Origin of the sequence: Streptomyces sp. NBC_01669 (genome assembly GCF_026339735.1) — a bacterium.
In the GTDB taxonomy this organism is placed as follows: domain Bacteria; phylum Actinomycetota; class Actinomycetes; order Streptomycetales; family Streptomycetaceae; genus Streptomyces; species Streptomyces yanii.
In genome coordinates this window covers 5,008,357-5,028,298 of record NZ_JAPEQG010000001.1, presented here as the reverse complement: position 1 = coordinate 5,028,298, position 19,942 = coordinate 5,008,357, and the positions used below count along the sequence as shown (strand labels likewise).

General features: G+C 70.7%; 15 protein-coding genes and 1 pseudogene. 5 read left to right on the top strand and 11 right to left on the bottom strand.

Annotated elements, in window-relative coordinates:
- The first annotated feature begins 102 nt into the window (after positions 1-102).
- A pseudogene (locus tag OG972_RS22555) lies at positions 103-1,541 on the top strand (NF041680 family putative transposase).
- A 9-nt stretch (positions 1,542-1,550) separates the two neighbouring features.
- Here OG972_RS22555 and OG972_RS22550 read toward each other — a convergent pair.
- On the bottom strand, positions 1,551-3,275 hold the full coding sequence (locus OG972_RS22550) for an APC family permease (RefSeq protein ID WP_266984195.1): 1,725 nt from the start codon (positions 3,273-3,275) through the stop codon (positions 1,551-1,553).
- A gap of 2,285 nt (positions 3,276-5,560) precedes the next feature.
- On the opposite strand from OG972_RS22550, the gene OG972_RS22545 reads away from it, so the two are divergent.
- A complete protein-coding gene (locus tag OG972_RS22545; RefSeq protein WP_266984193.1) occupies positions 5,561-6,367 on the top strand; it encodes an SGNH/GDSL hydrolase family protein in 807 nt (268 codons plus the stop codon).
- 255 nt (positions 6,368-6,622) lie between these two features.
- Here OG972_RS22545 and OG972_RS22540 read toward each other — a convergent pair whose 3' ends face one another.
- Positions 6,623-8,062 carry an MFS transporter gene (locus tag OG972_RS22540; protein ID WP_266984191.1) on the bottom strand — a complete coding sequence of 480 codons (1,440 nt, stop codon included), beginning with the start codon at positions 8,060-8,062 and terminating at the stop codon, positions 6,623-6,625.
- Between the two features lie 55 nt (positions 8,063-8,117).
- Here OG972_RS22540 and OG972_RS22535 point away from each other — a divergent pair, with 55 nt between their 5' ends.
- A complete protein-coding gene (locus OG972_RS22535) occupies positions 8,118-8,684 on the top strand; it encodes a helix-turn-helix domain-containing protein (RefSeq protein WP_266984189.1) in 567 nt (188 codons plus the stop codon).
- On the opposite strand, the gene OG972_RS22530 is transcribed toward OG972_RS22535, so the two are convergent.
- Together OG972_RS22530 and OG972_RS22525 are read right to left on the bottom strand one after the other, a co-directional pair.
- Entirely contained in the window at positions 8,678-9,061 is a 384-nt protein-coding gene (locus tag OG972_RS22530; RefSeq protein WP_266984188.1) for a nuclear transport factor 2 family protein, read from the bottom strand. The genes OG972_RS22535 and OG972_RS22530 overlap by 7 nt on opposite strands.
- Positions 9,062-9,101: 40 nt before the next feature.
- Positions 9,102-9,938: a bifunctional 2-polyprenyl-6-hydroxyphenol methylase/3-demethylubiquinol 3-O-methyltransferase UbiG gene (locus OG972_RS22525; RefSeq protein ID WP_266984187.1), complete on the bottom strand. Its 837-nt coding sequence runs from the start codon at positions 9,936-9,938 to the stop codon at positions 9,102-9,104.
- Between the two features lie 61 nt (positions 9,939-9,999).
- On the opposite strand from OG972_RS22525, the gene OG972_RS22520 reads away from it, so the two are divergent.
- Both OG972_RS22520 and OG972_RS22515 read left to right on the top strand, forming a co-directional pair.
- Positions 10,000-11,877 (top strand): prolyl oligopeptidase family serine peptidase, encoded by a 1,878-nt coding sequence (locus OG972_RS22520; protein WP_266984185.1) that lies wholly within the window; start codon positions 10,000-10,002, stop codon positions 11,875-11,877.
- Positions 11,878-12,102: 225 nt separating this feature from the next.
- Positions 12,103-12,912: an SURF1 family protein gene (locus OG972_RS22515; RefSeq protein ID WP_266984184.1), complete on the top strand. Its 810-nt coding sequence runs from the start codon at positions 12,103-12,105 to the stop codon at positions 12,910-12,912.
- Between the two features lie 79 nt (positions 12,913-12,991).
- Here the strand turns inward: OG972_RS22515 and OG972_RS22510 are convergent, their stop codons facing one another.
- The 7 genes from OG972_RS22510 to OG972_RS22480 all read right to left on the bottom strand — a co-directional run bounded on the left by OG972_RS22510 (position 12,992) and on the right by OG972_RS22480 (position 19,913).
- Positions 12,992-14,128 (bottom strand): hypothetical protein, encoded by a 1,137-nt coding sequence (locus tag OG972_RS22510; RefSeq protein ID WP_323135890.1) that lies wholly within the window; start codon positions 14,126-14,128, stop codon positions 12,992-12,994.
- 161 nt (positions 14,129-14,289) lie between these two features.
- Positions 14,290-14,865: a SigE family RNA polymerase sigma factor gene (locus tag OG972_RS22505; protein WP_266984182.1), complete on the bottom strand. Its 576-nt coding sequence runs from the start codon at positions 14,863-14,865 to the stop codon at positions 14,290-14,292.
- A 358-nt stretch (positions 14,866-15,223) separates the two neighbouring features.
- A complete protein-coding gene (locus OG972_RS22500; RefSeq protein WP_266984181.1) occupies positions 15,224-16,288 on the bottom strand; it encodes an aspartate-semialdehyde dehydrogenase in 1,065 nt (354 codons plus the stop codon).
- Entirely contained in the window at positions 16,285-17,556 is a 1,272-nt protein-coding gene (locus OG972_RS22495) for an aspartate kinase (protein ID WP_266984180.1), read from the bottom strand. The genes OG972_RS22500 and OG972_RS22495 overlap by 4 nt, the downstream gene beginning before the upstream one ends.
- Positions 17,557-18,101: 545 nt before the next feature.
- Entirely contained in the window at positions 18,102-18,761 is a 660-nt protein-coding gene (locus OG972_RS22490; RefSeq protein ID WP_266984178.1) for a DUF5063 domain-containing protein, read from the bottom strand.
- Positions 18,762-18,895: 134 nt separating this feature from the next.
- Positions 18,896-19,495, bottom strand: a complete 600-nt coding sequence (gene recR / locus OG972_RS22485) for a recombination mediator RecR (RefSeq protein WP_266984177.1) — start codon at positions 19,493-19,495, stop codon at positions 18,896-18,898.
- 82 nt (positions 19,496-19,577) lie between these two features.
- On the bottom strand, positions 19,578-19,913 hold the full coding sequence (locus OG972_RS22480; RefSeq protein ID WP_266984175.1) for a YbaB/EbfC family nucleoid-associated protein: 336 nt from the start codon (positions 19,911-19,913) through the stop codon (positions 19,578-19,580).
- Between the last annotated feature and the right edge of the window lie 29 nt (positions 19,914-19,942).

The window sequence follows — 19,942 nt, the reverse complement described above, 5'->3', positions numbered from 1 at the left end:
AGATCATTTCTTGGTGGGGTTTGTCGTTCGCCTGACAGCTGGGCGGCCTCTGCTTGATCATGTGTTTCCGCCAAGAGACACGTTGATCAACCAAAGGCCGTGATGGACAGTCTGCAAGACGGCGCCGTGCGCGTCGAGGCCCTGGCCGGGTTGTCCCGGTTTCGCCGTGAGCTGTACGAGTGCCTGACGTTGCGGGCGGATGCTCTGTTCGAGCTCATGGACGCGGTGCTGTGCGCCGACGGGCCGGTGACGTCCCTGCCGGAACTCTCGCTGTCGGGGGTGCATCGGCGCGGGCACGGAGCGATGTACGACGCGCTGGCCCAGGGGCACATCAACGTGTCCCGGCTTCGGATGGCCCTGGCGGGGCTCGTACTGCCGCGCGGGGCGGACGGGCAGCTGTCCATCGCGCTGGACGTCACTCCGTGGCCGCGTCCGGATGCCGAGTGTTCGCCCCAGCGGCTGCACTGCCACCGTCCGTGCCGGTGCGACGGGGTGCGTCAGACCATCCCGGGCTGGCCCTACCAGGTCGCGGCGGCCCTCGGCGGCGGCCGCTCCTCGTGGACCGGGCCGCTGGACGCGGTGCGATTGGGGCCCGAGGACGATCCCACCGAGGTCACCGCCGCCCAGATCCGCGACCTTGTCGCCCGCCTGGAGCGGGCCGGGCAGTGGCGACCGGGCGACTTGCCGGTGCTGTTCGTCCTGGACTCCGGCTACGACCTCGTGCGCCTGACCTGGCTGCTGCGCGAGGAGCCGGTGCGGCTGCTGGGCCGCATCCGCGCCGACCGGGTGATGCGCGCCCCGGCCGGCAAGCGCCGCGGAACGAACCCCGGGCGCCCGCCCCGACATGGAGCGGAGTTCCGCCTCGCCGACCCCGCCGCCCACCCGGCCCCGGTCCAGGAGTCGGCCGGCGTCCACGACCGCTTCGGCCAGGTCCTCGCCCGCTGCTGGGGCCGCCTGCACCCCAAGCTGGACCGGCGCGGCTCCTGGGCCCACCACGAAGGCGAACTCCCCCTCGTCGAGGGAACGTTGGTCCATCTGGCGGTCGAGCACCTGCCCGGCAACCGCGCCCCCAAGCCGCTATGGCTGTGGCACAGCGACCCCGACGCCACCGCGCACGACGTCGACCGCCTCTGGCGGATCTTCCTTCGACGGTTCGATATCGAGCACACTTTCCGCTTCTTCAAGCAGACCCTCGGCCTGACCCGACCCCGCCTGCGCACCCCCGAACAGGCCGACCGGTGGGTGTGGCTGATCCTCGCCGCCTACGCGCAACTCCGTCTCGCCCGCCCCCTGACCGAGGACCTCCGGCGCCCCTGGGAAAAGCCCCTGACACCGGATCGGCTCACCCCGGCCGGGTCCGGCGCGGCTATCCCCGCATCCGGCGGATCCTGGGCACCCCGGCCCGCGCGCCGAAAGCCTCCCACCCCGGCCCAGGCCGCCCCAAGGGCCGCACCTCCACCCCCGCACCCCGCCACCCAGTCGGCAAGAAACAGCGCAAAACGGATATGCCTAGACGCGGCGGGGCCGAGCAGCAGCCTTAAAGATCAAGCTCAGACCCGGAGCCGATAGGGCAGCAAGCACACCACCACGTCGGTGCGGGCCCGCAGGACGGTGGCGAGGAGGAGGCCGCGCTGGTTCTGGAGGATCTCGTAACGGCGGTGTCTGGGTTCGACCTCGGGGATGAGGACGGCGACCTGGCGTCCGTCCTCGGCGGCGCGCTGCACGTAGTCCACGATCGGCTGGACCAGGGAGTGGTGCGGGCTGTCGATGATGTCGAGCCGAACTCCCGGGTTCCAGCGGTCCCAGGAGTCCCGCAGCGCCTGTGACCTGTCCGGGTCGGCGTGCACGGCGACGGCGACCACCTCGTCGCCCAGGGCGAGGGCGGCGCCGATGGCGTGCCGGGCGAGCTTGCTGACCTCGCCGAGCGGGACGATGACCAGACTCGCGGCGCGCCGGTCCGGCGGCCGCGGGATCCGGCCCAGCTCCAGTTCCTCGCCGACGGCCGTGTAGTAGCACTGGATGCGGGCGAACAGCAGCATCATCAGCGGTACGGCGACCACGACCACCCAGGCGCCCTCCAGGAACTTGGTCGTGAGGAGGATGACCCCGGCCAGCGTGGTCAGCAGCGCTCCGGTGCCGTTGATCAGCGCGCGGCGCCGCCAGCCGTCGGGTTTCCCGGTCGCCCAGTGCCGGACGAGACCGAGCTGGCTGATGGTGAAGCCGATGAACACGCCGATGGCGAAGAGAGGGATCAGCCGGTGGGTGTCGGCGCCGGTCGCGACCAGCAGCAGGGCGGCCAGCAGGGCCAGCGCCACGACGCCGTAGCGGTACACCGGCCGTTCGGCGCGCAGCCCGAACAGGTGGGGCAGACGATGGTCGCGGGCGAGCAGGCTCATGAGCACCGGCAGGCCGCCGAAGCTGGTGTTCGCGGCGAGGAGCAGGACGAGGGTGACGATGAGGTTGGTTGCGTAGTAGGCCCACCCGTCGCCGTAGGCGCCGGCAGTGAGCTGGGCGAGGACGGTGACGTGGCCGCGGGGGGCCACGTGGTCGCGGCGGATCAGTACGGCGAGCCCGATGAGCATCAGGCCGAGCAGTGCGCCGAGCATGAGTTCGGTGCGCTGGGCGCGTTTGACGCGGGGCGTGCGGAAGGTCGGCACGGCGTTGGCGATGGCCTCCACTCCGGTCAGCGCGGAGCACCCGGACGAAAACGCCTTGAGCACCAGCAGGAGACCGAGCGACTCGTGCGCCGGGAAGGACTGCGGGGTGCCGACCACGGCCGCCGGGTGGGAGCGGAACAAGCCGAGCACGATGACGCCCAGAATGGCCATGATGAACAGCACGGTCGGTAGCATCAGCACACGGGCGCTCTCGGTGACGCCGCGCAGATTCACCGCCGTCAGCAGGGCCAGGCCGACCAGGCAGACCAGCAGCTTGTCGTGGGCGAGGGCGGGAAAGGCTGACGCCAGCGCGTCGGCGCCCGCGGTCAAGCTGACGGCGACGGTCAGCACATAGTCGACGACCAGGCTGGCCGCGGCGAGCAGGCTCGACGTGGCGCCCAGGTCCTTCTTGGCCACGGCATAGGCGCCTCCGCCGTCCGGGTGTACGGCGATGACCTGGCCGTACGACACCACCAGTGCGGCAAGCAGGAAGACGATCGCCAGGGTGATGGGCAGCGTGCTCGTGAGCGCCCCGGTCCCAGCGGCGACGAGAGCCAGCACGATTGCCTCGGGGCCGTAGGCGACCGAGCTGAGCGCGTCCAGCGACAGCGCCGCCAACCCCTCCAGGCTCGTGAGATGGTGCTTCTCGCCCTCACCCGGACGTAACGGAACACGTGGTTCCAGCTCGCGACTGCCAGGCCATACGCCATCGGGACCTCTCACCACGGCCGGTCGGACAGTCGGACGGTCGGGACCAGTTTCCTCCGGACCGCGTCTTCGCGCGTCGTGGTGATGGCCCGGGCGGGTCAGCCGGCGTGGGGGAAGGCCGGCCCTGCTCCTCCGCCGTGCGCAGCGCCGCGCGCAAGGCGTCCCGCAATCCCTGGTGGTGCTGGTCGAGTACGGCACGGACGTCGGGTTCGCCGTCCTCCGCCCCGGCATGGGCACGGGTGACCATGCAGCCCCAACGGGCGTACTCGCCGGTGCAGCGAGCCTTGATCAGCCCGGCGAAGAACTCCGCGACGGCGGGCAGGCCGCGCTCGCCCTCGGCGAGGCGGCGGGACATCGGCCGGGAGCGATGCGCGGGACCCGCCGCACTCCCCCAGTCCCGGGCGCCCGGAATGCGCGCTTCGTACTCACATGCGAATCTGAAAGTGGCCCCTCGTCCGAGATCGGCTACAGGAGGCGTCATCGTGAGCAAGAAGCAGAGCCGACAGAATCGCGGCGCCCGCACAGGTGGCCACGAACGCAGCGCGCCCGCGGAGACGAAGGAACAGACGCAGACGCACATTCCGGATGCGCCTGGGCCGGTGCGTGCGATATCGGAGCAGGTCTCCCACCGGAAGCAGCGTAGGTTCGGGCACAACTGATCTTCGGCGGCCGACCATGACCAAGGCGCTGTGGTGGCACCCCGCATGGGGGCCACCACAGAGTGCGTCTGCGCGTCGGCCTGAATCCGCGCGGCCCCGGGCGCCATCTAGCGGCGGCGCGCCGCAGGCGTGCCGCGGCCGGGTCACGGAGTCGCGCGACAATCGCCTGCCCTGTTCCATGAGCCACCCGCCGACGAGGACCGTGTCCCCTGTGCCCGGGTGCGCGGTCGGCGCGAACACTCCGCAGCCATCGGCATCGGCGCCGGGATCAGGGCGCCGGGCGTGAGCGGGACCGGATCCGCCGCTCTGCCCGGCCACCGGCCCCGATGCCGCGCGCCCCTTCGATGATTTCGTAGCACCTCCCGCGCGCCGAGTGCGGACTCCTCGTCCGGCGCGTTCGCCCGGTCGGTTGCGACCGCGAAGCGCATCACGGTGAACAGACCGCGCCCGCTGCGGCGAGTTTCGATGTCGATACCGAGGCCGGTGATGATCCCGGCCGTCAGGATCCGTCGTACTGCAGCCTGCACCCCGAGTACCGGCAACGTCATCTCGGTCGCCGGGCAGCCCGCGACTGTGCGCGTTGTCGACGCCGCAGACGCCGGGGCCCGTCGTGGCCACGGTCGGAGTGACCGGTCCGTCGTCCGAACGGAGCAGTTTCCTGCGCACGCGGCGCAGCTCCTGGAGGCGGGGCGCCGAAGTCCGGCTTGCCCCCGGTCCGCCGCGCCCGAACACCGCTCGCAGTCCGGCGCCGGCGAGCGCCCGACGAGCCGACATCGGCTCGGCCGGTCGTGTTCATGACGCGTGTCCACGTCGAGGGGGCGTGATGATGTCCGCGTCCTGCGCCGACACGGCGCTCAGCAGCGTCGCGGCACAGACGCCCTCCGGGCGCACTGCGCCGCCGGCTCTCCGCAGGATCTCAGGGATGCCCCCGAGCGGCAGCTCGCCGTGGGACTGCCTGGGTGCCGCCGGCCGGGCGTGCCGCGCGCTCCGGCGCGTCAGGCCAGGGCGAACAGCCCCTCCGCATCGATCACTTCGGCGCCCTCGAAGTCGGGCCTTGGCATGTCCCCGTATCGTTGAGCGACTTGGCCGGGAGCAGCGCCCTCCGGTCGATGTCACGTCGTAGCCCTGGGTCGGCCGGACTCCTGGTCGCGCCGCACAAGGACGGCGAGTTGGGCCTGCCGGACGGACGGGGCGGGCCCGTTCCCGCGTGTCGAGGCGCAGAGTCCGGCACACGTCTTCCGGGGCCTCGGGGGACACCTTGATGTCGCGACCCCGGTTTCAGCGAGGCGCGTCGACTGTGCAGAAGGTTCCGTGACTCCTCGCGCCGCATGCGCGACGAAGCCCTCCCGGTCAACGCATCCCTTCTCCCGGCGACCGACGGTGGACGGGCGGATCAGCATGCCCGAACGAACGATCATTCGGACATTTCAGACGAGTTCTGAAGCAGCCATTACCGGCGAGTACCAACAGCTGCTAGAAACGTCCTCGCTCACTCAACCCCCCACCCACCCCCCACACTTCGGAGGGCTGACAGGCATGTCAGTACGGAGATTCTGGGCGTCCGCATCCACTCTGGTCCTCGCCGTCGTGGCCGCGCTGGGCATGGCCCAGCCGGCCTCGGCAACCTCCTCGGCCGCCGCCGGCGGGTATGTCGCCCTCGGCGACTCCTACTCGTCCGGCGTCGGTTCGGGAAGCTATCTCTCCGACTCCGGCGACTGCCGCCGGAGCACCAAGGCCTACCCCTACCTCTGGGCGGCGGCGAATTCGCCGGCCTCGTTCGCCTTCGTCGCATGCTCGGGTGCCACGACCGGCTCCGTCGCCGGCAGTCAGCTGGGTGTGCTGAGTTCGTCGACGACCCTGGTGAGCGTCACCGCGGGCGGCAACGACGTCGGTTTCGCCGATGTCATGCAGGACTGCGTCCTGTACAGCGAGTCCACCTGCGTGAGCAGCGTGAACGTGGCTGTGTCGCAGATGCAGAACTCGCTTCCGTCCGGCCTGGGTTCGCTGTACAGCGCCATCCGTTCCCGTGCCCCGCAGGCCCATGTGGTGGTGCTGGGATATCCGCGGTTCTACCAGCTGAACGGGACCTGCATCGCCGGGCTCACCGAGACCGAGCGCTCGGCCATCAACAATGCGTCCGACGTGCTGAACGGTGTCATCGCCAAGCAGGCGGCCAATGCCGGATTCACGTTCTCCGGCGTGGTCGACGAGTTCACCGAGCATGAGCTGTGCTCCGGCGACGCCTGGCTCAACAGTGTGACGCTGCCGGTCTACAACTCGTACCACCCCAAGGCCGCGGGGCAGTCGGGCGGTTATCTGCCCGCCTTCCGCTCGGTCGCGTAATACGCAACGGGTAACGCGTTCGTGCGGTACGGAAAGGTGGCGGTCCGCCGGGAGGTCTCCGGTGGGCCGCCACATGTCTGCCGTCCCGCTCAGAGCCTGTCGGGTGACCTTCGATCGGATAGCGGACGCGGTCTGGTGCGTGCGATTCCAAGGCGGCGGGATGTCCTCGTAGCGGAGCTACTAGGATATTTCGGCAACGCGGGAAGCGTGGGTGCCAGGGCGTGGCCGCCCGGTCAGAGGTCACCCGACAGGCTCTCAGGCGCGGCCCGCAGTGCCCGACCGGGGCAGGGCGAGGGCCGTCGCTGCGGCGAGTACGGCGGTGACTGCCGCTGCCCACCAGCCGTGTCGGAACGCCTCGAGTGCCGCGGCCGGGGTCTGTGGGGTGGCGAGCAGAGTGACCATCAGGGCGACGCCGAGGACCGAACCGGTCTGGCGCGCCATCGTGGTGACAGCCGATCCGGTCGCGAACCGGGTCGGCGGAAGGGCCGTCGCAGCCGCACCGACCAGAGTGGGCAGGGCGAAACCGACGCCGATGCCAGTGATCAGCATGCCGGGCACGAACCCCGTCGCGTAGTGCGGGACCGTGTCGAGCGCGATCGCCCACCAGCCGAGGCCGACAGCGAACAGCAGGCAGCCGAGCGCCGCCGTGCGGCCCGCGCCGAGGCGGCGGACCACCGGGCCGGAGGTGACGGCGAGCGCCGGAACGACCAACGGGCCGGGCGCGATGGCCAGTCCGGTACGGATCGCCGAGTACCCCCACACCTGCTGGCACCAGAGCACCGAGGTCAGCAGCATCGCCGCGAACGCGACGGTGAAGAGAAGGGCGGCAAGGGTGGCGGCCGCGAAGGCCGGGGTGCGCAGCATCGGCAGCTCGACGATCGGGGCGCTGTGCCGGGCGGAGCGCAGCCAGAACGCCCCACCGAGCGCGACCGCGGCGACGAGCGAGCCGATCACCTCCGGCGAACCCCAGCCCCAGGCATCGGCCTTGACCAGTCCGAGCGCGAGCGCACCGATGGCGAGCGTGAGCACGGCGGCGCCGACCAGATCCGGGAAGCGGCCGTCGCGGTCCGGGCGGGCGTCGGGCAGCAGTCGGGCCCCGGCCACCAGTCCGACCGCACCGACCGGCACGTTGACAAGGAACACCCAGCGCCAGTCGGCCTCCACCAGCAGCCCACCGATGACGGGACCGAGACCGGCGGCGATCCCCCCGATCGCCGCCCAGCTGCGGATGGCCTGCGGTCGGCGCTCCGGCGGGGTGTTGACGAGCAGGAGCGCCAGCGAGGTCGGCATCAGTGCGGCGGCTCCGGCGGCCTGCAGGGCGCGGGCGGCGACCAGCCAGCCGACGCCCGGGGCGACGGCACAGAGTGCGGAGGCGACGGTGAAGACCGCCAGCCCGAGGAGGAAGCCGCGCCGGTGCCCGTACCGGTCGGCCAGCCGGCCGGCGACGACGAGCAGGGCGGCGAAGACGATCGCGTACGCGTTGAGCACCCAGGACAGCGAGGCGAGGGAGCTGCCGTGGAAGGAGTCGCCGAGGGCGGGGACGGCGACGTTGACGATGAACAGGTCGAGGTTCACGACGAAGACACCGGCCGAAATGATCCAGGCGGTGGCGCGGGAGCGCGCGGCCGAGCCCTTCGCCGTGGGCGGCGCGGGGTCAGCCGCATCCGTTAGTGAGTTTGATTCTCCAACTGTCATGGCGGCAAGGTAGCGCCAGTGAGTTTGAGATGGCAACCTTGTAGGGGTGAGTGCAATGAACCGTTCCGTGAGCCGGATCGACACAGGTGCCCTGCCCGGGCGGCCCTGTTCCGCCGCCGCCACGCTGCATGTGGTGGGCGAGAAGTGGGCTCTGCTCGCGGTGCGCGAGATCTTCTTCGGCAACCATCGGTTCGAGGCGATCGCCCGTAACACCGGGGCGCCGCGGGACCGCCTCGCGGCCCGGCTGCGCTCGCTGGAGCAGGCCGGGGTGGTCGAGCGACGCCCGTACAACGAACGGCCGCCGCGTTACGAGTACCACCTGACCGAGGCGGGCCGGGACCTCGCTCCGGTGATCCGGGCCCTGCTGGACTGGGGCGACCGCTGGGTGCTCGACGAGCCGCCCGTCGTCATGGTCCATGAGCCGGGCAGCGTCCCCCGGCCGGGCAGCACGGATACCCGTGTCGAGGACGGGCACGGGCACGACCTCGACGCCGCGTGGGTCTGCCGCACCTGCGGCGAGGAGGTCGTGATGAACACCCTCACCGTGGACGTCCGCGCCCCCGGCTGGGACCGGGCCGGCCCCACCCCCGTAGAGGCCGCCCCTGAAGTCGCGCCTCAGTAACGCTCGGCGACGTGCTCCCGCCCTGCCGGAGGCTCGTACGGCTCCGGCCAGAAGTCCGTGATCTCCACGATCCGGCCCTGGTCGTCCCCCGTGAAGAAGTGGATGGCGTGCATCTCTTCCAGGCCTGCGGTGAACAGCGTCCGTACGGCCACCTGTTCGCCGGCCCGGTCGGCCACGATCCGTTCAACACGGACATGCCAGTCCCCTGGATACTCCCGGTTGAATCGGAGATACCGCTCCTTGCCGCGGATGCGCTCGCGGGTCTGCGGCAGGTCGTAGAGCACCTCCTCGGCGAGCGTCGTCGCGAAGGTGTCCCAGTCACGTGTCTCGGCCGCGGTCCAGTACGTCTCCACCGTGGCGCGCAGATCGGCAGTCATGGTCCGAGTCTGAACCCCACCACTGACAACCGGCCTTCGCTCAACCCGCGGCCGGCTTCGACGCCTTGATCGAGTACATCAGTGGAATGCGGGGCCGGTCGGACGGGAAGCGATGGAACCCGTCGGCGTGCCGCTCCAGTGCCGCGAACCGCCGGAAGAGCGAGGCGTCGTGCTCGTGCAGGAACTCGATCCGCAGTCCGGCGGCGGCCAGCGCAGACACCACGTCACCGACGGGGTGCTGCCACTCGACGCTCCGGTTGTGGACGGTCGGTGCGTCGAGGTCCGCGTACGTACCCGGTGTCTCGTCGACCCATGCGTCGCGGCTGAAGTAGTCGTACGTGATCGTCGAGCCGGTCGCGTCGTCGAGGCAGTCGGTCAGCGGATGGAACTCCGCGAGATAGAGGAATCCGCCGGGCGCGACGAGCGCGGCGGCGATCTCGGCCCAGCGGCGGGTGTCCGGCAGCCAGTTCAGCGCACCGACGCCGGTGTAGACGATGTCGTACGAGGAGTCGGGGACGGCCTCCGCCGCATCATGGACATCGGCGGCGACGAACGCCGCCCGGTCCGGGGTGAACCCGAGCTCGCGGGCCAGACCACGGGCGGTCTCGACGGCCGGCTCGGAGAAGTCGAGCCCGACGACGTGCGCGGCGCCGTGCCGGGCCCAGGAAAGAGTGTCGAGCCCGATGTGGCACTGCAGATGCAGCAGCGACTTTCCCGTGACGTCCCCGACCTCCGCGAGCTCGAACGCACGCAGTGCGTCCTTGCCCGCCCGGAAGGCGTCGAGGTCGTAGAAGTTGCTCGCCGTATGGATCGCCACGCGCTCATCCCAGCGCGCGCGGTTGGCCTCGCGCCAGTCGTCCGGAGTCGGGGAGTACATATCGGGGAGGTTATCCACAGGCTGAGGACGATGTGAACGGATTTTCCGGGCCCGACGCAGAATGGGGGGCATGACTGAGATCACTGGCTCGACGACCGACTCCGCTCCGGCGCGGGCGAACGGCTCCGTTCCGGCACAGACGACCGATTCCGTTCCGGTGTGGGAGCAGCGCTTCCGGGCGCCCCGGGTGTCGCTGCCCGACTGGGCGGAGGACGCGCCGGACCGTGCGCTGTTCGTCTCCAACGCGACGGGGACGTACGAGCTGTACGCATGGGACCGGGCGAGCGGGGATCAGCGACAGGTCACCGACCGGCCCAACGGGACGACGGACGGGGTGCTGACCCCGGACGGCGAGGCGATCTGGTGGTTCGACGACACCGACGGGGACGAGTTCGGGGTGTGGATGCGCCAGCCGTTCCACGGCGGTGGCGGTGAAGGGGCGGCGGACGTGCCGGCGGCTCCCGGTCTCGCCCCCTCCTACCCGGCGGGGCTCGCGATCGGGCGGGACGGGACGGCGGTGATCGGCCGCTCCACCGACGAGGACGGGACGACGATCCATGTCGTACGGCCGGGGTCCGCGCCCGTCGAGATCTACCGGCACCGCGAGTCGGCGGGCGTCGGGGACCTGTCGCACGACGGGACGTTGATCGCCCTGGAGCACACCGAGCACGGCGACGCGATGCACTCGGCGCTCCGCGTGGTGCGACCGGACGGGACGACGGTCGCCGAGCTCGACGACACCAAGGGCGGTACGGAGGAGCTGGGGCTGACCGTGCTGGGCTTCGCGCCGGTGGCCGGAGACACCCGGCTGCTGATCGGGCATCAGCGGCGGGGACGCTGGGAGCCGATGATCTGGGACCCGGTGGCAGGGACGGAGACGGACCTCGCGATCGATCTGCCCGGCGACGTGGGCGCCGAGTGGTATCCGGACGGCTCCGCGCTGCTGATCGCGCACGGCTTCGAGGCCCGCAGCGACCTGTGGCGGTTCGAGCCGGGCACCGATACCGCTCCGGTCCGGGTGGAGACGCCGGCCGGATCGGTGTCGGGTGCCACGGCCCGGCCGGACGGCACGGTGGAGTATCTGTGGTCGTCGGCCGCGCAGCCGCCGGTCGTCAGGTCCACGACCGGCGCGGTGGTGCTCGATCCGCCAGGTGCGAAGGCTCCGGAGTCCGTTCCGGTGGAGGACGTGTGGGTGGACGGTCCGGGCGGCCGGATCCACGCACTCGTGCAGCGGCCCGCCACCCCCGCGGAAGGACCGTTCCCGACCGTCTTCGAGATCCACGGCGGCCCCACCTGGCACGACAGTGACGAGTTCGCGTCCGGGCCCGCCGCCTGGGTGGACCACGGCTACGCGGTGGTCCGGGTCAACTACCGCGGCTCCACGGGCTACGGGCGGGCGTGGACGGACGCGCTCAAGCACCGGGTCGGCCTGATCGAGCTGGAGGACATCGCGGCGGTACGGCAGTGGGCGGTGGAGTCCGGGCTCGCGGACCCGGAGAAGCTGGTGCTGGCCGGGGGCTCGTGGGGCGGCTATCTGACCCTGCTCGGCCTGGGTACGCAGCCGGACGACTGGGCGCTGGGCCTGGCGGCGGTCCCGGTCGGCGACTATGTCACGGCGTACCACGACGAGATGGAGGCCCTGAAGGCGATGGACCGCACGCTGTTGGGCGGCACGCCGGAGGAGGTGCCCGAGCGGTTCGAGGCCTCGTCCCCGCTGACGTACGTCGACGCCGTGAAGGCACCGGTCTACATCTCGGCGGGAGTCAACGACCCGCGCTGCCCGATCCGCCAGGTCGAGAACTATGTGGACCGCCTGAAGGACCGGGGCGCCCTGCACGAGGTGTACCGGTACGACGCGGGGCACGGCTCGCTCGTCGTCGAGGAGCGGATCAAGCAGGTGCGGCTGGAACTCGACTTCGCCCGACGGCACCTCGGGTAGTCGGCGTCCCGGCCCGCGCCGTGGCCGGCGACGGCGTGGGCCCGCGCCAGGCCCTGGTGGCGCCCGGGCCAGGCGGGGCCCACGCCACGCTCCGGCGCGGCGTCCCGCGCCGACCTCCGCCCCGCCCGGCGACATCCCGGGTGACCGGCGTCCTGGCCCGGGCGGATGGGGGTGCTTGCGGCACCCCGGTCCGGGATGCCGGATCGGGGACCGTACCGTGGAGGGGTGTATCGGTTCCTGCTGACCCCGCGATGGTGGGGGATCAACCTCTTCGCCGTCCTGGCCATCCCGTTCTGCGTCTTCATGGGCACCTGGCAGCTCGGGCGCTTCGAGGACCGCGTGCAGACACACGAACAGGCCCAGGAGCAGCCCGCCCCGGGCAGCAGGGCCGCCGAACCGCTCGACGATCTCCTGCCGGTCGACAAGGTGACGTCCGGGCGCCCCGCCACCGCGACCGGCCGGTACGCCGACCAGTTCCTCGTGCCCGGCCGGGAACTGGACGACAAGAGCGGCTTCTACGTCCTGAACCTGCTGCGCACCGACGGCGGCAAGGCCCTTCCGGTGGTGCGCGGCTGGCTGCCCGGCAAGGCCGGGCAGACCGCGGTTCCCGCCGCTCCGACCGGTGAAGTCACCGTGACCGGCGACCTCCAGGCGTCCGAGAACGCGGGGACTGCGGGCGTCGACCCGGCGGGCGGGCTCCCGGACGGCCAGCTCGGCATGATCAGCGCCGCGTCGCTGGTCAACCTCGTCCCGTACGACGTGTACGACGCCTGGGTGACGCTCCAGGACACCGACAGCAAGAGCACGGACGCCAAGAACAGCGGGGCCACTGCCCTGCGCCCCGTACCCGCCGTCGCGCCGCAGGGCAGTGGGCTCGACCTGAAGGCGTTCCAGAACCTCGGCTACACCGGCGAGTGGTTCGTCTTCGCGGCCTTCGTGCTCTTCATGTGGTTCCGGCTGGTCCGGCGCGAGGCGGAGGCCGCGCGGGACGTGCGGCTCGGCCTCGCGGCCGATGCGGACGCGGACAGCGCCTGAGGCGTGCTGACGTGACGGCACATACGTGAGGGGCCCGCCGGTTTCCACCGGCGGGCCCCTCACGTATGTGCCGTCGTTGCTACGCCGACGGGACGATTACGCCCGTCCGGTAGATCGTGCCCGCGCAGGCGTTGGGGATCCTCGCCTCCGCGACCGGCGCCCCGGGCTCCGGGGTGTGCGTCACGGCGACGCTGCCCTCCAGCGTTCCGCCACCGTCCTCGCCACCGAGCTGCGGCGCCGTCTGCGACGTCCCGTCACTGGTGCCGCCGCTGGTACCCGCGGCGCCGTCGGTCGGCGTCGGGGTCGGCGAGCTGCCTGCGGTGGGGCAGGTGTCCTTCGGTACCCAGGCGAACTGGACCTCGTACGTCATGGACGGCTTCAGCAGCACCGCGCCCGCCTCCTGCGACGGGTCGGGCAGTCCGGCCGCCGGGTCGCCCGCGGTGTGCTGGACGACATCGATCCTGGCCGGGTCAGCCGCGCCCGCCGTCTCGAAGCCCACGGTGCCGCTGCTGGTCACGGAGCAGTCCGTGCCGGAGATGTTGGAGATACGGAACGTGCCGTACACCGTGCCGTCGGCACCGGCCGCGCCCGCCTGGGCGGAGGCGACGCCGAGCTGCCCCGGGTCGCAGACCGGCATCGAAGCCGCCGCGGTGTCGGCAGGGTCGGCACCTCCGCCCGACGCATTGCCGTCAGTGCCCGTGCCGCCGCTGCCCGAGGGACTGCTGGTGCTGTTGGGGTGGCCGTTGGATCCGCTGTTGTGTCCGTCGGTGCTGCCGCCGTGGCTCTTCTCGTCGGCCTCCGAACCGGAATCGGCGCCGTTGCCGCCCTGGGCCTGCTCGCCGTGTCCGGCGATGGCCGGGTTGGCGAGGTCCGAGCCGGTGGAACCGGCGACATGGACGAACGCGGGGACCGCGGTGCCGATGAGCAGCGCCGCGGCCGCCATGCCGACGATGGCCTGCCGCCGCCGGGCGCGCCGGGCGGGAACGGCACGCCGCAGGTGGTCGAGAGTGCCGTCAGTGGGTGCGAGGTTCTGGACGGCGCCGTGGAACATACGGCGCAGTGCGAGCTCGTCCAGTTCAGGGCCGGAGCCGCCGGCTGCGCCGGAACCGTCGTCGGAGTCCGCGCCGAAGAGCTCCGGCAGACCTCCGAGCCGGGCCGTTTCGGCGGGGTCGTCGCCCCCGCCCTGCGCCTCCTGCGCGCCTGCCGCACCCGTCATGGATGCGGCAGCCTCCGTGGCGGCGTCCGCATCCGACTGCGGGTTCCGAGACCCGTTCGGCTGCGCGTTCGAGGTGTTCTCCGGCCCGTGGTTCACAATTCCGTTTCCAGTCCGGTCAATCCCACGCTCATGCGTGCGTCCCTGCCTGCGCTTGCGCCAGTTCATGCCTGGGCCTCCATCACGACGCGAAGCGCCGCGATACCGCGCGAGCCGTACGCCTTGACCGAACCCAGCGAGATGCCCAGCGTCTCGGCCACCTGGGCCTCGGTCATGTCCGCGAAGTAGCGCAGCACCAGTACCTCTCGCTGGCGCCGTTGCAGCCCCCGCATCGCTTTGATCAGCGCGTCCCGCTCCAGTTGGTCGTACGCGCCCTCCTCGGCGCTCGCCATGTCGGGCATCGGCTTGGAAAGCAGCTTCAGCCCGAGGATGCGGCGGCGCAGTGCGGAGCGCGACAGGTTGACGACCGTCTGGCGCAGGTACGCGAGTGTCTTCTCGGGCTCACGTACCCGGTTGCGCGCCGAGTGCACGCGGATGAACGCCTCCTGCACCACGTCCTCACACGACGCGGTGTCGTCCAGCAACAGGGCCGCGAGGCCGAGCAGTGAACGGTAGTGGGCGCGGTAGGTCTCGGTGAGGTGGTCAACGGTGGTTCCTGCGGCCACGCTGTGCTCAGCGCCCTCGCGCTGCGACGGGAGCTGGGCGGGGCGCGCAGCGGGCATGGGCGCAATCACCGGCATACCGCCGGGTGCGCGGGGCCTCCGGAGCGGACGCACTGAAGCGCCCCGCAATGGGCCCACCACTGTGATATCGAGAACCTCTGCCACGCCAGTTGGACACGTTTCCCCCCGTCAGGGTTGTACGCGTACGGCACCGCGTTTGGCGCTGTGCGACATGCCCTCATACGTACCTGCTCTTCCCCAAATGCCACGATTTTGCGCCCCGCCGCGCAAGAAGTGACCGCATAGACGCGCGCTCCCCGGCCACCGGTTCCAGCAAGCCGAAGGTCATCGTCGGACACCCCAACGTCCCAGCTCAAGAGGTTCAGACCAGCAACTTGCTCACAGGTGGTCCACAGAGCGTACAGAAACGATCGGATCAGGTCCGGGGAAATTCTGCGGCCACCGCTTCGGCGATCTGCGCCACGTTCAGCGCAGCTCCCTTGCGGAGGTTGTCGCCACAGACGAACAGCTCCAGGGCGCGCGGATCGTCCAGCGACCGCCGCACGCGCCCCACCCAGGTCGGGTCGGTGCCCACGACGTCGGACGGCGTCGGGAAGTCGCCGGATGCCGGGTTGTCGAAGAGGACGACGCCCGGCGCGGTCGCCAGGATCTCGTGCGCCCGGTCGACCGCGACCTCGTTCTCGAAGCGGGCGTGCACGGACATGGAGTGTGTCGCGATCACGGGTACGTACACACAGGTCGCCGAGACCCGCAGGCTCAGGAGGTCCAGGATCTTGCGGCACTCGTCGCGGATCGCCAGTTCCTCGGACGACCAGCCGTCCCCGGCGTCGACCCCGGCCCACGGCACGACGTTGAGCGCCACCGGCGCGGCGAACGGCGAGTCCTCGGCGTCCCCGAGGGCGCGGCGTACGTCCCCGGGCCTGGTGCCCAGTTCCGTGCCGGCGACCGTCGACAGCTGCTCGCGCAGCGCCGCGACCCCGTCGCGGCCCGCGCCGCTCACTGCCTGGTACGAGGAGACGACGAGCTCCCGCAGCCCGAACTCGGCGTGCAGCGCGCCGACGGCGACGATCAGCGACAACGTGGTGCAGTTGGGGCTCGCGATGATGCCGCGCGGCCTGATCCGTACGGCATGGGGGTTGATCTCGGGCACGACCAGCGGCACGTCCGTGTCCAGCCGGTACGCCGCCGAGTCGTCGATGACGACGGCGCCCTTGGACGCGGCGATCGGCGCCCACCGTGCGGACACGTCGTCGGGCACCAGGAAGAGGGCCACGTCCACGCCGTCGAACACGTCCTCGGTGAGTTCGAGGACTTCGGTCTCCTCGCCGCGCACGACCAGCTTGCGGCCGGCCGAGCGCGGCGAGGCGATCAGCGTCACATCGCCCCAGACGTCCGCGTGCTGCGAAAGGATCTGGAGCATGACGCCGCCGATCGCCCCGGTCGCTCCGACGACCGCGAGCGAAGGGCGGCGAGGTGTCATCGGCCGGTGCCCCCGTAGACGACGGCCTCGTCGGAGTCGCTGTCGAGGCCGAAGGCGGTGTGCACGGCGCGCACGGCCTCGATGACGTCGTCGGCGCGGGTGACCACCGAGATGCGGATCTCGGATGTCGAGATCAGCTCGATGTTCACCCCGGCGTCGGACAGCGCCTCGAAGAAGGCCGCGGTGACCCCGGGGTTCGTCTTCATACCCGCACCGACCAGGGAGATCTTCGCGATCTGGTCGTCGTAGCGCAGCGACTCGAAGCCGATCGTGCCACGGTTGCGCTCCAGGGCGTCGATGGCCTTGCGGCCCTCGGCCTTCGGCAGCGTGAACGAGATGTCGGTCAGACCGGTCGACGCGGCGGAGACGTTCTGCACCACCATGTCGATGTTGATTTCCGCGTTCGCGATGGTGCGGAAGATCGCTGCGGCCTCGCCCGGCTTGTCGGGCACGCCGACGACCGTGATCTTGGCCTCGGAGACGTCATGGGCGACTCCGGAGATGATCGCGTGCTCCACCTTCTGGTCCCCTTGCGGCTCGTTGCTGACCCAGGTGCCGCGCAGTCCGGAGAAGGACGAACGGACGTGGATCGGGATGTTGTAGCGGCGTGCGTACTCCACGCACCGGTGCAGCAGCACCTTGGAGCCGGACGCGGCCAGCTCCAGCATGTCCTCGAAGGAGATCCAGTCGATCTTCCGGGCCTTCTTCACGACCCGCGGGTCGGCGGTGAAGACACCGTCCACATCGGTGTAGATCTCACAGACCTCGGCGTCCAGCGCGGCCGCGAGTGCGACCGCAGTCGTGTCGGACCCGCCGCGGCCGAGGGTGGTGATGTTCTTGCCCTCCTGGCTCACCCCCTGGAACCCGGCGACGATGGCGATGTTGCCCTCGTCGATCGAGGTCCGGATACGGCCCGGCGTGACATCGATGATGCGCGCTTTGTTGTGGACCGAGTCGGTGATGACGCCGGCCTGGCTGCCCGTGAACGACTGGGCCTCGTGGCCCAGGTTTTTGATCGCCATCGCCAGCAGGGCCATGGAGATCCGCTCTCCGGCGGTCAGCAGCATGTCGAACTCACGCCCGGCAGGCATCGGTGATACCTGCTCGGCGAGATCGATCAACTCGTCCGTCGTGTCGCCCATCGCTGACACCACGACAACCACCTGGTTGCCGTTCTTCTTGGCATCGACGACTCGCTTGGCGACACGCTTGATGCCTTCGGCATCGGCTACGGAGGAGCCTCCGTACTTCTGCACGACAAGGCCCACGTGCGCTCCTCGCTCAATCCGTTACTGCGGTCGGCTCAGTTTAACGAGCAGTCCGGAATCGCCCCGTCGATATCACATCGTGAGATGTCCCGCTCACCAAGTGATCATCGGCGTGTCGCCCGGACTGCTCGTACGGGTCTGCTGCCCGGTGATCCCGGTACCACGCCCGCATGTGGCTCAGCCCACACCGGCAGGTTCCACGATCTCCGGGTCCGTCCCCTCCAGCGTGAACCGGAACCGCCCGGACCGCTCCCCGGAGCCCCCGCCCCGTCGAAGACCGTGAAGGCTTCAGCAGGGACCGGTCAGGCGCGGGTGCCGACCGCTCCTCTGGCAGCTGCCCGGAATCTCCGACCGGACCGGATCCGCACACCCTCCGACGCGATGCGCAGTGCGTCGCGTGCGATCGAATCCGATGCGGCACCGACACCCGGAAATTCCCGGGGGATTCCCGTCGTAGTTCTTGATCACGACTCGCAGCGCCGCACGCGGATGAGGGCGCCCAGGGACCGCGGCCCGAACCCGGCCGGACGGGCCGGGCCGGACGGCTACTTCACCGGGCGCAGTCCCAGCGGTCCCGCGATCTCCTCGGCCATCACCCGGCCCGCCTCCTCGGCCAGGTCGTCGTCGATGGTCTCCGAGTCCGTGTCCAGCCCGTCCAGTTCCTGGAGGGGCTGGTTCAGACGGATGTGGGCGACCAGGGACTGGAGGGCGCGCAGGGTGGCGGAGGCGGTGGAGCCCCAGTTGGAGAAGTAGGAGAACTGCCACCACCACAGCGCCTCGGTGGTGCGGCCCTCTTCGTAGTGGGCCAGGCCGTGACGCAGGTCCGTGACCAGGTCGGCCAGGTCGTCGGAGATGCGGGCCGGGACCGGGGCCTTGCGGGGCTCGTAGGGGTCGAAGACCTCGGAGTAGACGTCGATCGGTTCGAGAAGGGCCGCGAACCGATCGCGCAGGCCGTCGGCGTCCGGCTCGGCACCCAGGTCCGGCTCGTAGCGCTCGTCCGGGAGGACGTCCTCGTACGCACCGAGCCGGCCGCCCGCGAGGAGCAGCTGGGAGACCTGGAGGAGCAGGGTCGGGACAGCCTGCTCCGGCTCGTCGACCTTGGAAACCTCGGCGACCGCGACGATGAACGTCTTGATCTGGTCCGCGATCTGGACGGCGAAGTCGTCCGGGTCCTGCGTGACGGAATTCAGCGTGGCGTCAGACATCGAGGGGACCTCCCGTGGGCATGGTCGCGAACGGTGAGTAGAACATAGCGCCGCTGAACGTAAAGCCGCCGTGAGACGTCAAGGTTTCGTCTGCGAGGATCCCAGCCGTGGTGCAGGTGTCGTGCGGGGCGGAGTCAGACATCCAGCAAGCGCCTCCCCTCGAAGGCGCGGCCCAGGGTGACCTCGTCCGCGTACTCCAGGTCGCCGCCCACCGGCAGCCCGCTGGCCAGCCGCGTCACCCGCAGCCCCATGGGCTTGATCATCCGCGCCAGGTACGTCGCGGTGGCCTCGCCCTCCAGGTTGGGGTCGGTGGCCAGGATCAGCTCCGTGATCGAGCCGTCAGCGAGCCTCGCCAACAGCTCGCGGATGCGCAGATCGTCCGGGCCGACGCCCTCGATCGGGCTGATCGCCCCGCCGAGCACGTGGTAGCGGCCCCGGAACTCACGGGTCCGCTCGATCGCCACGACGTCCTTCGGTTCCTCGACCACACAGATCACCGTCTGGTCGCGGCGTGCGTCGCGGCAGATCCCGCACTGCTCCTCCTGCGCGACATTGCCGCACACCGAGCAGAACCGGACCTTGTCCTTGACCTCCAGGAGGGCATGGGCGAGACGGCGCACGTCGGTGGGCTCGGCCTGCAGGATGTGGAAAGCGATCCGCTGCGCGCTCTTGGGACCGACGCCGGGCAGCCTGCCCAGTTCGTCGATGAGGTCCTGAACCACGCCTTCGTACAACGGAACGCCTTCCTGAGCTGAGTGCCTCGACTGCTACTGCTGTTGTTGTCGTGGTACGTACGGTAGTTGCTGTGCCGGCGGATCAGAAGGGAAGACCGGGCATGCCGCCCAGCCCCTGGGCCAGCGGGCCCAGCTTCTGCTGCTGAAGCGCCTGCGCGTTCTCGTTCGCCGCCTGGACTGCGGCGACGACGAGGTCGGCGAGCGTCTCGGTGTCCTCGGGGTCGACCGCCCTGGGGTCGATCACGAGGCTGCGGAGCTCGCCGGAGCCGGTGACGGTCGCCTTCACGAGACCGCCACCCGCCTGACCATCGACCTCGGTCCCGGCCAGCTCCTCCTGGGCCTGGGCGAGGTCCTGCTGCATCTTCTGGGCCTGCTGCAGCAGCTGCTGCATATTGGGCTGGCCACCACCGGGAATCACGGTCACTCCTGGCATTTCGACGACAAATG